Annotated in this window: 12 protein-coding genes; 3 read left to right on the forward strand and 9 right to left on the reverse strand. The window is 59.9% G+C overall.

From position 1 onward, the window contains the following. The first annotated feature begins 38 nt into the window (after positions 1-38). Genes ACWJJK_RS14325 through ACWJJK_RS14335 form a run of 3 tightly spaced genes read left to right on the forward strand, consistent with a single transcriptional unit; the run spans position 39 to position 1985 of the window. Positions 39-563, forward strand: coding sequence for a phosphatase PAP2 family protein (locus ACWJJK_RS14325; RefSeq protein WP_077729172.1), 525 nt, complete (start codon positions 39-41; stop codon positions 561-563). Next, positions 560-1603, forward strand: coding sequence for an MJ1255/VC2487 family glycosyltransferase (locus tag ACWJJK_RS14330; RefSeq protein ID WP_086135462.1), 1044 nt, complete (start codon positions 560-562; stop codon positions 1601-1603). The genes ACWJJK_RS14325 and ACWJJK_RS14330 overlap by 4 nt, the downstream gene beginning before the upstream one ends. Continuing rightward, positions 1596-1985, forward strand: a complete 390-nt coding sequence (locus ACWJJK_RS14335) for a diacylglycerol kinase (protein ID WP_434112218.1) — start codon at positions 1596-1598, stop codon at positions 1983-1985. Before ACWJJK_RS14330 ends, ACWJJK_RS14335 begins: the two co-directional genes overlap by 8 nt. Positions 1986-2178: 193 nt before the next feature. On the opposite strand, the gene ACWJJK_RS14340 is transcribed toward ACWJJK_RS14335, so the two are convergent. From ACWJJK_RS14340 to ACWJJK_RS14380, 9 genes are all read right to left on the reverse strand, one after another. Further along, complete coding sequence (locus tag ACWJJK_RS14340) at positions 2179-3789, reverse strand: glycosyltransferase family 4 protein (RefSeq protein WP_434112216.1); 1611 nt, start codon at positions 3787-3789, stop codon at positions 2179-2181. Between the two features lie 167 nt (positions 3790-3956). Further along, positions 3957-5618 carry an exosortase C-terminal domain/associated protein EpsI gene (locus ACWJJK_RS14345; protein WP_454128212.1) on the reverse strand — a complete coding sequence of 554 codons (1662 nt, stop codon included), beginning with the start codon at positions 5616-5618 and terminating at the stop codon, positions 3957-3959. Positions 5619-5647: 29 nt separating this feature from the next. Continuing rightward, positions 5648-6403 (reverse strand): WecB/TagA/CpsF family glycosyltransferase, encoded by a 756-nt coding sequence (locus ACWJJK_RS14350; protein ID WP_077729176.1) that lies wholly within the window; start codon positions 6401-6403, stop codon positions 5648-5650. Positions 6404-6885: 482 nt separating this feature from the next. Next, entirely contained in the window at positions 6886-8775 is a 1890-nt protein-coding gene (locus ACWJJK_RS14355) for a heparinase II/III domain-containing protein (RefSeq protein WP_454128213.1), read from the reverse strand. 36 nt (positions 8776-8811) lie between these two features. Next, positions 8812-10113, reverse strand: a complete 1302-nt coding sequence (locus ACWJJK_RS14360) for a lipopolysaccharide biosynthesis protein (protein ID WP_454128214.1) — start codon at positions 10111-10113, stop codon at positions 8812-8814. Between the two features lie 40 nt (positions 10114-10153). Next, positions 10154-10777 (reverse strand): class I SAM-dependent methyltransferase, encoded by a 624-nt coding sequence (locus ACWJJK_RS14365; RefSeq protein WP_086135456.1) that lies wholly within the window; start codon positions 10775-10777, stop codon positions 10154-10156. 28 nt (positions 10778-10805) lie between these two features. Continuing rightward, complete coding sequence (locus ACWJJK_RS14370) at positions 10806-12998, reverse strand: bi-domain-containing oxidoreductase (RefSeq protein WP_454128215.1); 2193 nt, start codon at positions 12996-12998, stop codon at positions 10806-10808. A 135-nt stretch (positions 12999-13133) separates the two neighbouring features. Further along, the gene (locus tag ACWJJK_RS14375; protein WP_454128216.1) at positions 13134-14804 is read right to left on the reverse strand and encodes a Gfo/Idh/MocA family protein; all 1671 of its coding nucleotides are present in this window, start codon (positions 14802-14804) and stop codon (positions 13134-13136) included. Between the two features lie 100 nt (positions 14805-14904). Continuing rightward, positions 14905-16041 carry a glycosyltransferase family 4 protein gene (locus ACWJJK_RS14380; RefSeq protein ID WP_347258100.1) on the reverse strand — a complete coding sequence of 379 codons (1137 nt, stop codon included), beginning with the start codon at positions 16039-16041 and terminating at the stop codon, positions 14905-14907. Positions 16042-16048 lie beyond the last annotated feature (7 nt).

Consider the following 16048-nt stretch of genomic DNA (forward strand, 5'->3'; position numbering starts at 1 on the left):
GCTAAGGTTTAGGAGTAGCCCTTAGGGAGTAGCGTGCCATGAAATTCATGCAGACGATCCAAACCTACGACGTCAATCTGTTTCTCTGGGTAACGCAACGGAAATCCCGGCGCGTGCTGGTTCGCGGTGCGCGATGCGTCTCGAAGACCGGCGACGGGCACTTGTACCTGATCCTCGGCCTGGTGCTGGCATGGTCCGGGCAGCCTGCGGGCTCGGTTCTGCTGGCTTGCCTGTTAACGGGCTTCGCCATCGAGCGTCCGGTCTATTTCATCCTCAAGAATCTGTGCCGGCGCGACCGGCCCCAAGCCGCGCTGAATATTCCGAGCTTCATCATTCCGTCCGACCGTTTCAGCTTCCCGTCCGGGCACACCTCCGCGGCGTTCCTGGTGGCGACGTTGCTGAGTTTCTTTTATCCGGCCCTTGCGCCTCTGCTCCTAACCTGGGCTGTGCTGATGGGCATGGCGCGGGTGGTGCTCGGCGTTCACTTTCCCACCGACACGCTGATCGGCGCGCTGATGGGAATCCTTTTGGCCCTTCTGAGTTTAGAGATCCATCTTACGTGAAAGTGTTCTATGGCGTTCAGGCCACCGGCAATGGTCACATTACCCGAGCGCGAGCCATCGCGCCCAAACTCGAGCAAGCCGGAGCCGAAGTCACTTACCTGTTTTCCGGCCGCCCTTGGGAAAAGCTGTTCGAAATGGACGTCTTCGGCGACTACCAATGGCGTGCCGGTCTTACCTTCGAAACCAAAGCCGGCAATGTGCGGTACATCAAGACCGCATTTCGCAACAATCTTCCGAGCTTCGTCCGCGACGTCAAATCCCTGGACTTGAGCCAGTACGACATCGTCGTCAGCGATTTCGAACCGGTTACCGCCTGGGCCGCACGGCTGCAGGGCATCAAAACCGTCGGCATCGGCCATCAGTACGCCTTCGGCTACGATATCCCCAAGGCGAATGCCGATGTCATGGGAAATCTGGTGCTCAAGTATTTCGCGCCGGTCACGGTGGGCCTGGGCGTGCACTGGCATCATTTCCATCATCCCATCCTCCCGCCCATCATCGAGACCGATCTCGAACCCGCGGCGGTTCAGCCGGACAAAATCGTCGTCTATCTGCCCTTCGAAGACATCAATCAGGTCGTCCGCTTGCTGAAGCCGTTCCACGATCGTCAGTTTCACATCTACAGTTCGACCATGCCGGACGAACGCCATCCGCGGCCCGAGCACATCCACATCAAACAGCTTTCCCGGAAGGGATTTCAGCACGACTTCGCCGACGCCGCCGGCGTGATATGCAACTCCGGGTTCGAATTGACCAGCGAAGCGCTTCATCTCGGCAAGAAGCTCCTGGTCAAGCCGCTGCACGGCCAGATGGAACAGAACTCCAATGCGCTGGCCCTGGAGGTCTTGCAGCTCGGCCAAGTGATGCAGACCTTGGACGGCCCCACCGTCGAGGCCTGGCTGCAACAGAGCCGGGCCACACGGGTCGTCTACCCCGATGTGGCACGGGCCGTCGCCGATTGGCTGATGCAAGGCGATCTGAGGGTCGACAAATCCTGGGTGGATAATATCTGGAGCCAGGTTCACCGAACCGATGGGTAAATTCGAAATCATGGCAGGTCAGAATCTCACCGGCTGGTCCCGCATTCATGCGGCGTTTTTCAACTCCATGAAAGGACTCAAAGCCGTCTGGCTGAGCGAGGAAGCTTTCCGCCAGGAAATTTATCTGCTCATCGTTACCGGACCTTTGGGATTCTGGCTCGGACAAACCGGTTTCGAAAAGGCATTGCTGGTGGGCAGCATTCTCCTGGTCCTGATCGTCGAACTGCTCAACACCGGTATCGAAATCGTGGTCGACCGGATCAGCTTCGAGCATCACGAACTGTCCGGCCGGGCCAAGGACGTGGGTTCCGCGGCGGTGTTCCTCGCCCTGACCTTGGCCGGCATCATCTGGCTGCTCGTGCTGCTGCCGAGATTCGGCTGACGGTGACCGTTTTGTCGGCAAGGGATTGCCGACCTACGAACCACGGCCGCATAGTAGGTAGCGAATCCTTTCACGACATTAACGGGTCGGCCAGCAGGTTTTATCGGCAGAGGATTGCCGACAAGCTTCCTACGCCTTTGCCGGAAACGCTTCGCTTATTCATGCCTACGACTAGGACATGGTGAGCAACGCCCTAAAGCGCCTTGATTCCGACGATCACGAAAGCCGCCATGGCCCCGATCGATATCGCCAGGCTGGCGGCGCTTCGCCGTCTCAATACGAACTCCACGCCGTAGAGCACCACGGCCGACTGAATCGCCAGCTTGGCGTAGTTCACTTCGCCGAAGACAGGCAGGTTGGCTGCCGCCAGCAGGATGAATACGACCAGAAAGTCCGACGGGGTAACGGAAAAATAATAACGTCCGGAGAAGCGCACACCCACGGCGGTAACGGCCGCCAAGACCGGGAAAAAGTATTTCAGCCCGATGTGCCAAAGACGCCGTTCCGTAACGCCGGAGAGCTCGATCGAATAGATCACCAGGATGACGCAGGCATAAATCACGAACCGCTCTATCCATCTGGCCGCTGGCAGTCGCGATACGCGGGCGACCAGCCAGGCCGTCATACTGACGGCTACGAAGTAACGGATATCGGACGCCAGTTCCCTGGCTACCACGGCCCCCATGATCAGAAATCCGGTAATGAGCAGGCTCAATACCAGATTCGGGGTTTCGTCCAGTCTCGCCCGGTCGCGCGCGCGCTTGAGAAAACCCGTCACGGGCGAGGTGCCGCCATGCAGCCGCCATCCGAACTTTCGGGCGAGCGGGTAAAACAGGACGACCGCCGCGCTCAGAGCCAGATAAAGCGCCGCGATCAGCCAGTAGGATTCGTACCGGAACAGATAAGCGGATACCACGAATAGGGATTGAACGGCGTATATGGCCAGCACCGCTTCGTACTGATCGAACCCTAGGGCCAATAGCTTGTGGTGAAAATGGCTTTTGTCCGGTTTGAACGGGGATCGGCCTTCGGCCATCCTTTGCGTCATTACCATCAAGGTATCGATGATGGGCAATCCGAGAATGGGCAAGGCGAGTCCCGGCGTCAGCGCGGTATTGACTTGCTCGGTCAGCATGAGCACCAGCACGCCCAGGCTGAAACCGAGAAACTGGCTGCCGGTGTCGCCCATGAACACCATGGCCGGATGGGTGTTGTAGCGGAGAAAGCCGAGCGTCGCGCCGATGATGGCCAGGCTCGTAAAAACCAGCTCGTCGCCTTCCGCGAGATCGGCCAGGGAAGCGATACAGGCGAGACTCAGGAGACTCAAGCCGGCCGCGAGCCCGTCGAGGCCGTCCGACAAATTAGTGGCGTTGGTGGTCCCGAGGAGAAAGAAGACGGTCAAGGGATACGAAACGAACGCCGGAATTTCCCGGCTCTCGAACCCCGGCAATCGTTCGACCGCCACACCTCCGAGCCAAACCACCACGGCGATCGCCAATAGCTGCCCGGCGAATTTGGTCCGGTAATCGAGATTGACGCGATCGTCCCACATGCCGAAAACCGTGATCACGCCAATGCCGAAAAGAAACATCTCGGTGCTTCGGCTCAAATCGATCCAGGCCAAAACGGACGCTACAGCGCCCAAGACCATCCCGATACCGCCGATCCGCGGAATAACCGCATGGTGAATCTTGCGTCCGTCCGGCACGTCGACAAACCTCAGGCGGGGCGCCAGCCGCATGAATACCGCGACCAACACCATCGCGACGAACAAGGCGGTGAGAAAGACGAAGAAATGAAACATAAACCGAGGCAGCCCCACACATCCTTTGCAGTGATATCGACGGCGACTCGCCGTAGTAGCCTCTCATTCCCCTAGCACTCCGCTTTCCGCCCGACTTCCGCTCCGGAGAGATCATGGGATGGACGTCGATGCGAGTGCCGCTTTGCCCACGCATGGGATTCCGGCGTTCAGTTCGCGACGTACCGGTCCAATCGCGGTATCAGCGAAGCGAGAAAACTGACGAGGCGCTTCTCGGTCACCGCGAGATCCTCGCCCGGAGGTGCGCGGGTCGTAAGTCGCACCAGCGCGCCGTCGCTACGGTTCAGGGTCAGCGCGTCCCAGAACAGATACCACTTGACGAGATATTCATTGGTCAGATTCCGGCCACGCTGCTGAAACCAGTAATGAACCAGTTGCCTTTCGTCGCCTTTCTGAATCAGGACCCGATTGACCCTGAGATCGCCGGCGTAAAGCCAGATGCCCGGAATCGACACCGTCTCCAAGGACTTGATCTGCCATCCGCCGCCCGGTATGCAGGAACGCGGGGAATGCACCGACTCGCCCTTGCGCTGCGAGGCGTAATAGGCCGCGTAGAAATTCACCGGCGGCGCGCCGCTCTTGCTGAAATCGGCCAAGATGTAATCGTCGAACTTCAAGGCATCGACATACTGCTGTTCCATGATCTCGCGCCGTCCCTGCCAGGCGTCCATTTGCATCGGAAACTCGGCGAACGATGCGCGCGGCGGAACCGATTCCGCCCGCTTCTCCAGAGACAGCGACAAGCCGGCCGCAACGATCAGCATGCCTCCGACCGTCCAGAACTCCCGAGGCAGCGTCCGCTTTCGAGGTGCGACACCCTCGTCGGGCCCTTCGGGCCACCGTCTCCCGGAAGGAGAAGGAGCCAAGGCGCGGCCCTCGGCCGCATATTTTCGGGCAGGCTCGGGAAAAGCGATGTCGAAAAGCTCACTCAGCGGGCGCTTGTCTTCACCGATCCGCGCCAGCAAGCAAATCTCGCCGATCAGAATGGCGGTACAGGCCATGAAGATGGCCCAGCCTTCGAAATCGTGCAGAAAGCCCTCCGCCATCGACGGGCCCCGATATTCCACGAGCACCCCGATGAGCCCGACGCGAAGGCTGTTCATCAGAACGGTAATGGGAATGCTCGACAGGAACACGAGCACCCGCTTCCAAAGCGCCGCTTTGAAAAGGTAAGCGCAGATGAAGGCCAGCCCCATGAGAGGGAACAAGTATCTAAGCCCGCTGCACGCTTCCACGACCTGGAGCTTGTACGCGCCGAGGTCGATGACGTTGCCCTCGAGGTAGACGCTGATATCGCACAAGCGGATCAAGCCGACCCCTAGCCGGGAAGAGAGCAGTTGCAACTCCGAAGACAGTCCCTGATAGATGAAACTGGGCAACGGGATCGCGAAAAACAGAAAAAACAGCGGAACCCGGACAAGGCGGAAAATTTCCGGTCCCAGAGCGGTGATAACCACGCCGAAAAGCACGATCAGGAATGCGTACTGCTCGATGATGAGCAGCGTGCTCAATTCGCCCAGAAAGAAGAACGCCAATCCGGCGACGACGAGCGATGAACCGGGCGGATATCCGGATATCCTCGCGGCCGCGATATCGTTCTTTTTTTGCCAGATGAGAAAAGCCGTGACGAAGGGGATGAGGATGCCGTGGCTATATTCATCCGAATTGAGCCAGGCATCGACCGTATAGGTCAACGCGTCGAAAAAGATGATGGCTATCAAGACACCGAGTATGGCGAGCCTCGACCAGACCCGGCCTGATGCCCTCCGCTGCAACTCGGAGTGAATTCCCTTCACGATATCTTGATCCATCTAGGCATCCTGCCCGGAGCGATGATGCATCAGTTCATCGCTACGCCCGAGCGATTCGCCCACTTCTCGCGCATCACGCGCCATGCGAATTTCGGCAGTTCGGCTTGCCGCCGGAGTCTTTGGGGCTCGCGGGCGAGCCGGTAAAACCACTCGAGATGCATGCGCCTGAACAGCGCCGGAGCGCGCCTCACCTTTCCGGCAATGACATCGAAACTGCCGCCCACGCCCTGACACACTTTTACCGAGAGCTCGGGGGCGTGCTGCATCATCCAGAACTCCTGCCGGGGGCTTCCCAGTGCGACGAACAGAATTTCGGCCCTCGATGCGTTGATGTCGGCCACGAGCCTCGGCATATCGGGTTCGCGGACATAGCCGTGCTGAAAGCCGGCGATGCGAAGCCCCGGATGCCGCTCGGGAAGAATCCGGGCCACCTTTTCGTTCACTTCGGGGCTTGCTCCGAACAGAAAGACGTTTCGCCCTTGGGCCGCGCCGATTTCGCAGATGGCCGGCATCAGATCGGCTCCCGGCACCCTGCTCGGCCAGCCCAGCCCCAGCCAGCGCGCGGCCCAGACCACGCCGATGCCGTCCGGGATGAGCAGCTTCGCGCTCTTCAATGCCTGCAAGAGCCGCGCGTCGTCGCGGGCCCGCATGATCTTTTCCGGATTGACCGCCGCGATAAATCCGCCCCCATCGCCTCGAAGGATATCGTCGACGGTCGCCAGCGCCCTGGGGAAATCGACGACGTCCACGGGCACGCCGAAAATATCGATTCTCTCGTTATTCATGGAATCCCTTCCCTGACGAGTTCTACAGATCGAGAACGACTGACTCCACCCGTCGATCCCTGCTTATCGCGGGTTATCGACGCTCATACCATATCGACACGATCCGCAGTGAAATCGTCACACCCCCAGTAATGCTACGTATCGTTTTCGTATCGAATGGCAAGCTCAAGTGACGTCGTCAGGGCACGATTCAGGGACTTATTCCAAATCGCTTTCAATAAGGAATTCATGTTTGTAGGGTGGGTTAGGCGCACATCAGCACTGACCGACCGCCGATCACTGCGCTTCGCGTGCGCCGTAACCCACCGAGCGACCGTCAATCGGTGGGTTACGCGGAGCCTGTCCTGAGCTTGTCGAAGGGCCTGTCCCGAGCGGAGACTAGGGGCCTGTCCTGAGCCTGTCGAAGGGCTAACCCGCCATCGATGGGTTTCGCTTCGCTCTGCCCATCCTACGATGAATGTTCATTCGAATGCCGAATGGAATTACATGGTTTTCAAAGGCTCCATCGCGCGCTCCAATAACAATTCCAAAGCCGCCATTCCGTCGCGATGTGTATCATCGAAAGAGAGCGCAGTGTGGAATTGGTGGGGAAATTCGCCGGCATATCGGACCAGAATGGAAACCGCCGGCTTTCGGACTCCGTAACACGGAGACTGCCAGCCGAGTATGGGATCCGTTTCTCCGCGGTGCAGGGTCATGACGCCTCCGGCAAGATCCAGCCGGGCGCCGATGTCGTTGCCGCTCAAGACGAACCCCGCTCCGGCGGGCGCCGCCTCGACGCCGAGATGCCAGATCAGTTCGGCGACATGATGCCCCTGCCCTGCCAGATAATCCCGGATCAGCAGATGATCCGACCCGTCGAAGGCGATCGCCCGCCAGTGGGTGATTCCTAACCGGCGATATCCGTCATGCCGGGCCAGCAGCAGAATTCTTCCGCTTTCGTCGCGATGACACTTCACCAGGGAAGCGTCGTGGCCGTTCGACCATTGGAACGACGTTTCCTGTCTCGCCTGATCCCGCCCGTCGACGCGCACCGTATTGTGGGCGGCGGTGCTTCGAAACCAGCGCCGCCAGGTCGGATCGCCGGTATAGGTGTATGTGTTGGGATCGATCAGAAGCTCGCTGCCGCCGAACGTCACATGAAGGGACAATGCATCGGCATGAGCGTGCCCATGGGCCGGCGGCATGCCGAGCGGACCGTGATCGAAGATCAACCGCACCGGCCGTTCGCCGCGTCCCCTGACGACCGTATAACCCGTATTCGGAAAGATCGCGGGATTTTCCGCCGGCGCCGGTCCGCTCCAGCTGATGCGGAGATGGCGGGACAGCGCGTAGCCGTCGTCGCAATCCCCTATTCGCGGCAAATCGTCCGGACCGTCGGCCAGTGCTCTCAAGAAGCGCCGGCCACGGCGAACGGCATCGGCCAAGGCTCGCGGTACCCGGTGCCGGCGGTGTTCGAGCAGCGCTTCTACCAGCCCGAGCAAATCGACGATGAAAAGCTGATACCAGAAGGCCTGCTCGATTCCGCCCCCGTCCGGGAGCACCTGGCGCTCGGCTTCGTGCTGGAGAATGCGAAGTCCCCGCGTCCGCCATCGAAAGGCATCCGGCAGCTCCGGGAACAGGGTTCCGGCATAGACCAGCCCCGCGGCCTCCGCGACGGTGTGATTGCCGGCCGAGGAATGAAGCGACAACCTTTTCGCGATGAGTGGCGCGTGGGACGAAACGAGCCTCAACAGATTGCCCCAAGTCTGTTCGGGCGCCGTTAGGCGATCTCTCGTCAGATCCAGCGCATGGCACGCGGCGATCACCCGCAGTGCGCATTCCATGGCGGACACGTAATGAATCCCGGTCAGGGGCGGATTGGCCTTCACCCAGGAATCGAGCACGGCTTCCATCAGTTCGACCGCTTCCCGCGCCCGGTCCTCGTCCGCGTTCGCCAGCAGCGCCAAATTCACCAATTGCTGTAGACGGGAGGGTTCCCACACCACGCGCGCATCGCCATACGGATTGCCCTGTCGATACGCAATCGATCCGAAGAAGGTTTGCGGCCAAACGTGGCCGGTATCGGGGGCAACATGCCAAATGCCCGGATCGGGTGCCCAGGCCCACCGGCATCCCAAGGCCGGCCACTCCCCGGCCAGCCAGCTTTCGGTTTCGGCAGCGGTCGGCAGAAAGGCAAAGGGAAGATCGGGCATCTGCCGGACGGAGCCACGACAGAACGTGAAGCCGTCCGGACGACGGTCCGCATGCCGGCCGCCAAGGCGATGCTCCCGCCGCAACCGCCGCAGCGTCCACAGCTCGTTGAGCCGATGAACGATCTCCCCCCCGCTCATAACGCCGAGGCGTTTGACGTACCAGATGATGCTTTCCATAGCCTTATGGGCGCCTATCGGAGTTCGAATCGGCTCCTATCCCTGGGAAACGATGATTCGCCGCGTCTTGTAAAAAAGGAGCGCATACATCACGGCCATGCCGATGGCATATGAGAGCACCGCCGTCGTCAAACCGATGTTGTAGTGTCCGCTCGCCGAAAAAATCGCGATCACGACTAGCGTTCTCGCCAGATCCCAGAAAAATAGCCATCTTTCATGACGCATGATCGTGATGACGGACGAAAGCGGCGACGCGATGATTTGAGCGACGATGAAGGGCGTCAATGCGGCGAGAACTTCGCCCGCGCCGCTCCATTCTTCCTTTCCAAAAATCAGGCCCACATACCAGGGACCCGCGAGACAGGCGATCGCGACGGGGATGCTCAGAAGCATGAGCCGGCTCGAGGTCCGCTCGAACAGCGCCTGAAGCGCTTTGGGATTGCTATTGGCCAGGCTCCGCGCCTCGCCCCAGAAGCTCTGCCCGACCGCGCCGGTGAGCGTACTTACCGGCCCGGTGGCGAGGCGGTACATGAGCGCGTACCACCCCAACTCGACGGCCGAAAAATGGTGGGAAATCATGATGGCGGGCAATAGCAAGCCGCTGACGTTGATGATCCCCGTACTTCCCGAAACCAGCACGCGCCGCCGGATCGCTCGGGCTTTCGCGCACAGCGCGAGCGCGCGGATATTCGCGAGGCTGCGCCGCAGATCGTTCCGGGCGTGCCGGTACAGACCTCCGACACCGATGAAGGCGCCGAGCACCGTGGCCCCGATCAATCCCAGCGCTCCGAGAGAATAGATGCCGCCGATCAGACCGAGCGCGACCACGGCCAGGCTTTGTCTCACTCGTGCCCGTGCTACCGGGGTGAGATGGGCCGCGCGAACGAACCAGCCCGAAAACAGGGTGTGAAGACCGCTCCCGAATACGGCCACAGGCACGAGCCAGAGAAAAGGGTCGATAATCCGCCAGTCGACGAACGCGATCGTATGATGGAGACCGAAAAAGGAGACGCCGAAATAGGCTAAGGACATCAGCAAGAGATAGAGGATACCGATCACCTCGATATAGGCGGCCGATTTTTCTGTGTGGGCCGCGGCGACCAGCCAATCGAAGCGCATGGTGGCGATGGCCACCGCGACACCCAGTATGGCGGCAAAAAGAGCGAGAACGCCGTAATCGTGCGGCGAGTACAAGCGAGTCATGATCGGAGAGACCAGTACCGGCAAGGCCTGGGCAAAGAGGCTCGCCGAGGCGACTTTAAGAAAGTTTTTCTTGAAGCGCGAAGAGGCATCGAAACGTGCGTGCAGTTTTCGGCGCCACCCATAGAACATTTCCATTCCGTAACCGCGCAAGAAAATACTCAATCAGCGGAAATATTCATTTTTCCAAGATATAGAAGAGATGATACTTGTTGTCGCTGGCGAAAAATTGGTAAGCGATACGCCCCACCCTGGATATGGAATTTTCAATCCGCCTCCTTGAATAGAATTTCGTGCCTATTTCCCAGTAATGCTGTCCGTCGAATTTCCAATCCTGCCAAAAGCAAGGCAAAGTCAAATTGAGCGAGATCCGCGGCGTCTTCGGCAATTTCATCCGCAAACCGGCAAGCGTCACGTGAGCGTAGGGAAGGCTTAACACGACGCGCTTTCTGGCAATCCGGAAAATTCCTTTTAGCGTTTCTTCGAAATCTTCGTACGGCAGATGTTCGAGAACTTGGCAACACACGACGACATCCGCACTGCCGACGGGCACGATCGAAGCGATTTCCCGCACGTCTCCGGTGAAATCGCAGCCAAGACTCGGATCGAAATCGAATCGCTTTACCCTGATGCCCCGCGCCTCCAGAACTTTCGGCACGATGTCGTCTCCGATCCCGATGTAAAGCACATCATCCGGCTTCGCGGCAACAACCTCCCTGATTTGGTGCCAGTATGAGTTCCACCGGGCGGGCGTAACGTAGCTCTCGAAGCTGTAGTGTTGCGGCGGCACTTGGCTGGGCATCGCGGATCTTCCTTGAAAGCGCGCGGAATCAGGTTAGAGCCGCAGAACTTACGCCCGGCACGACCGTGGTCGTGCCTATCGGATAACATTCGCCGGTAACGAAACCCCGTTCGGCCGCGATGCAGGCGCGCGTCACCGCCTCGATTTCGTCAAAAGCCGGTAATACGACATCGGGCCTGAGCAGGCTCGCGCAAAACAAAGCCATCTCTTCAAAGAAACCCTTCTCCTGTTTCCTGGTGCGGAAGGCATGCCGCCTTCCGCCCGAGTAGAGTTCGGTCGACGTGAAATCGTCTATGACGGCGGCTCTGCCGCCGCCGAACGCCTCGAAGCGCTCCTTGGCCAACCCGGTATCTCCCGCCGCCGCGTAGACCAGCGTTCCCACCGAGCCGTCGGCGAATTCCAAAGCCATGATGCTCTGGTCGTTGGTAATGCCGGTTTGGTGATATCCGACCGAAACGCTCCGAACCGTCGTCACCGGAGAACCGCAAACGGACTGCATCAAATCGACGAAGTGGCAGCCTTCGCCGATGATGCGTCCGCCGCCGACGGCGCGGTCCTGGATCCAGTGGCTCGGATCGATCGTCCCGGCATTGACCCGGTAAACCATGACCAGGGGACTCGTGCGCCCGTCGAAGTGGGCTCGGACCTTTCGCGCATGCGGCGAATGTCTTCGGTTGAATCCCACCATCAGCCGCAGACCCGAATGCGCCGCGCGGACGTAGACCTCCGCGATCCCGTCGAGTTCGTTTTCGTCGAGGCACAAAGGCTTTTCGACGAAGACGTGTTTGCCGGCGCCCAGCGCCTTTACGACCATGGCCGCATGGCTGTCGTGGCGGGTCCCGATCAGAACGGCGTTGATGTCCCTATCGTCCAATATCGCTTCGTAATCGTTCGAACAGTAGGCCGCTTGAAGCTTGTCCGCCACCGCGCGGGCACCGATCCCGCTGCCGGTGCACACGGCACGGATTTCCACGCCGGGCCGGCCCCGAAGATGCGGAATCAGCATGTCTTTAACGTGGTTGCCGGCGCCGATGATGCCCAGGCGCACGCGGGATTCGCTCCTGGCCGGCCGCAGCTCGACCACCCGAGCCGGCCGGTCTCCGGCAATCGCCGGATAATCCAGCACGATGCCGAGATAGGGCTCGGTCTCTTCCATGATCAGGGTGTAAGCGTCCGTCGCACGATCGATGGGAAAGCGATGGGTCGTCAGTCGCTTCAGGTCCAGATGCCGTTTTCGGACCAGGTCCAAGAAGGCTTCCATGTTGCGCCGCTCGGTCCAGCGGACATAGGCATAGGGATAATCCACTCCCTTCTCTTCGTAGACCCGATCGTGGCGGCCGGGGCCGTACGAGGTCGAAAGCCGGAGATCGATCTCCTTGAGATAAAACGGCTCGCGCGGAAGATTCATGCTCACCGCGCCGACCACGATCACGCGGCCGCGCTTGCGGCAGACCGCCGCGGCCGTGCGCACCGGTCCGTTGTCCTTGGCGCTCGCCGTGATGATCGAGGCGTCCACCCCCTGCCCTTTCGACAGGCTTTCCGCCGCTTCTTCGAGTTGCCCCGGCAGCACGGCCATTGCACCGGACTCTCGGGCCATTTCCAGCTTGTAGGGGTCCGGATCCGATCCGATCACCGTGCAACCATTGGCCAGCAACAGCTGAACCGTCAACTGGCCGAGCAGTCCCAAGCCGATGACCGCGACCGTTTCTCCCAACCGCGGCTCGGCCTGGCGAATGCCCTGCAAGGCGATGGCGCCCAGGGCAACATAACTCGCGTCCTGGAAATCGACCCCCTCCGGGAGTTTTACGCACAGATTCTTCGGGACGAACACGATTTCGGCATGGGACGCATAGTTCTGTCCGGCGCAGGCGACGTTATCGCCGACCTTGAAACCTTGTACCTCGTCCCCTACTTCGATCACCACCCCGGCGCAGCTGTAGCCCAATGCCACCGGAGCATCCAGGCGATTGAGAACCAGTTTGGCGGTTTCCACCAATCCTTTTTTCTTCACCTGGTCCATCACTTTCCTGGCCTGATCGGGTCGTTCCATCGCCTTGCCCATCAGGCTTCTCTGTGCGACCCGCACGCTTGCCCGCTCGGTGCCGGCACTAATCAGCGAGCACCGGCTCGCGACGATCAATCCGCCCGGCCGCACCATCGGTGCCGGCACCTCGCAAACCTTCAACAATCCCTTACGATAGTTTTGTACAAGCTGTTTCATTCCTCGGCGAACCTCCCTATTGTTTCGGAACTTCCGTCATTCCATTCGGCATTCGAACGAAGATTCATCGTAGGGTGGGTTAGCGGAGCGTAACCCACCGATTCGAGGCCGCGCAGTGGGTTACGGCCCTGCGGCCTAACCCACCCTACCAAATCCGGTAACGCTGACGTCGGATGTGCGAAGCCCGGCGGACGCCGTCAGCCTGTAGGCTTCCGGCTCGGTCAGCGACAATCTGCTCATGCCGCGCCTGGCCATTTCCGATGCAGCCAGATACATCCTGCATACCTGCAGCAAATCCTCCGCCGGATACGAAGGCGGCATCCGATTCTCGACCGCCTTCAGGTAATGCCGATACATTTCGGCATGGCCCTTGTTTCGGAACCAATAACGAAATACCCGATGTCTCGCCCCATCCTGGACCTCCAGCTTCAGAAAATCGTGGATGGTCAGAGTCATATCCCCTCGCCGTATATCGACGTACTCCTGTACCCCGCGCAAGGAATTGCCCCGGTCGGTCGAGACCAGCGTCGCCTTGGAGCCATCCCTGAACGCAATGACAATGGAAACCTCGTCTCCGGCCGGAATCCCGCTCGGCGAGGCGAGCGTTATCCCGACGGGCGGAGCGCCGATCAGGTAATAGGACAAGTCGATCCAGTGGCACAGGTTTCCGGTAATTCTCGTCCCCTGTGCCGGCCAGTAATACCAGTGGCTAGCGGGAAGACCCAGCTCCTTGACGATGCAGGTCACGGTAATCGGACCGCTCCCAAGGGACAACAGATCCTTGCACCGTTCGATGATCCGGCTGTGTCTCCGGTTGAATCCGATTTCGATGAAGGCGCCCTCCTGCCGGCGCAGATCGGAGAGCCGGCAAAGCTGCCGAAAATCGGTTACCGGGGGCTTTTCCATGAATATCCTGGAACGTTCGTTGATCGCCAGGGCTCGCTCCGCCAGTTCCAGATGGGTGGAGTGATAGGTACAGATGACAACGCAGGGTTCGTCCAGATGGCGCAACCTCGCCAAGGGCCGCGTGGCGGAGGTATCCCAGTAACCAAACCCTTCCCTTGCGCCGACCACCGCCGCCGCGGCGGGATTCAGATCGACGACGGTATGCCTCCGCAGAGGTCTCAGGCTGGGCAGGACGTAAGCTTGGGCATAGGCGCCGGCGCCGATCAGGAAAAGCGCTCTTTCATTTCCCATCGTTGGCTCTTTTCGTTGGAACCGGGATTTTCGCGGGGACGGCTTGTACCGCCGCTCGATCATCGGATCGTTGCCGCCGTCGTCAGCGGCGTGCGAATCGAGGTCTTGGAGAGCGTTTTCCAAATCGAACTCGACATGGGTCCCGGAGTAAGGCGACCAGCCGTGCATCGCCTCGAACCGCTCGGGATGTTCGCTCAAATACCGGAGAACGCGGTGCAAAACCGGCCGCCATCGCTCCCGGTCTGGAATCTTGACGCACCAGCGCCGGGGAAAGGCCAATACCGATGAATAGGGATATTCCTGAGGTCCCAGACCTACGAACAGATCCGAGCCTTCCCTGATTTTTCCATAGGCCAACACCAAGGCACGCTTTGCGTGTAGCCGACGCTGGAATCCGGCGGCTCTCGCTTTCGACAACGCGAGCCTCGGGCCCTCGTGCAAAAGAAAGAAGATGATTTTGGACAGGCGGTGCGGATAGTCGAAGCGGTGGGCTTCAGACTGAACCGGCTTCCTGAAAGCGACAGCCTCTTCCACCTCGATCAGGACCGACGGGTAAGGCGGCTCGGGATCGGGCAGAAGGTACGACTTGTCGGCGAATTCAATTTCCATTGGCGCTGGCTATCCCTTCCAACGATAGGCTCGTGTCCGTTCGATATCCGGACGGGCGACTTCGTCCGAGGCCAATAAACTACCGTTCGACAGGGTGGCGTCAGGCGGTGCTAGCCGTCGACTCGCCTCCGGCGCTATCGAACACCGATACCATGTCCTTGATAAAACGCTCCTTGGTATACAGTGCCTCGTATCGCTTGCGCGCATTTCGCCCCATCTCTTCCCTGCCCGGCCGGTTGTCCATCATCCATACGATGCGTCTCGCCACGTCATCCGCATCGTTCGCCCGCACCTCCAGTCCGGTGACGCCCTCGATCACGGTTTCCCGAAGGCAACCGCGATCGGAGTACAAGACCGGCAACCCCGCCGCCATGGCTTCGAGGACGACCAGAGGTTGGCCTTCCTGCTGAATGCCGGCGAACACGAACAGATCGGCGGAGGCATACAGCCTCTGTTTTTGTTCTCCGGAAACCGGTCCGGAAAACGTCACGGCAGCGCTCAGATCATGCTCCCGAATGAACGCCATGGCCTCATCCCGATCCTCGCGATTCGACCATTCGCCGGCGATGACGAATTCCGCACGATCCCCCTTGGCGCGCAGCACCTGCGGAACGGCCGCCAAAAGCGCCAAAGTGCCCTTGGCTCGGTTGAGCGTACCGACATGGAGAACCCTGAATCGCGTATCCTGTCTTGGACGCTCATAGTCTTTGACATATTGACGAGGCCAATCGATGCCGTTCGACACCACCGCGACCCGCCCGGCATCCGCCAATCCGTCGAATATCGGCCTCAGCGAATCGCCGAGCACGACGATGCGTTCGGTTCTCCGCAAAAAGGCGCTTACGTACGCCTTGACCGGTTTCCCCTGCGTCTCGTACCACGTCCTGAGATTGCCGCCGTGCAGATGGATTACCAGGCGGCATCCGGACAAATAAGCGAACCAGAAAAACAGGCTGTCCCTCAAAATGCCCAGGGTGGATTGAGAGATCGGCAGATAAGCCAAGTGCGGCCGCTCGGTGAATACGATCTTGGCCAGGCTGAGCCATTCCTTTACGAACAGAACCACGTCGTAGGCATCGGGCTTGTATACATTCGCGATGCCCCGCCTATCGGCCGTGTCCACCAACGATACCTCGAACGCCCGGGCAAGCTCGGAGTGGAGCAGCATCTCGGTCGCAACGGCCACGCCGTGATACGGCGGCGGCGTCGGTCCTATGATCAGGAGCTTCCGTTTCATTCCTTGA

It is taken from the genome of Methylocaldum gracile (assembly GCF_053646815.1).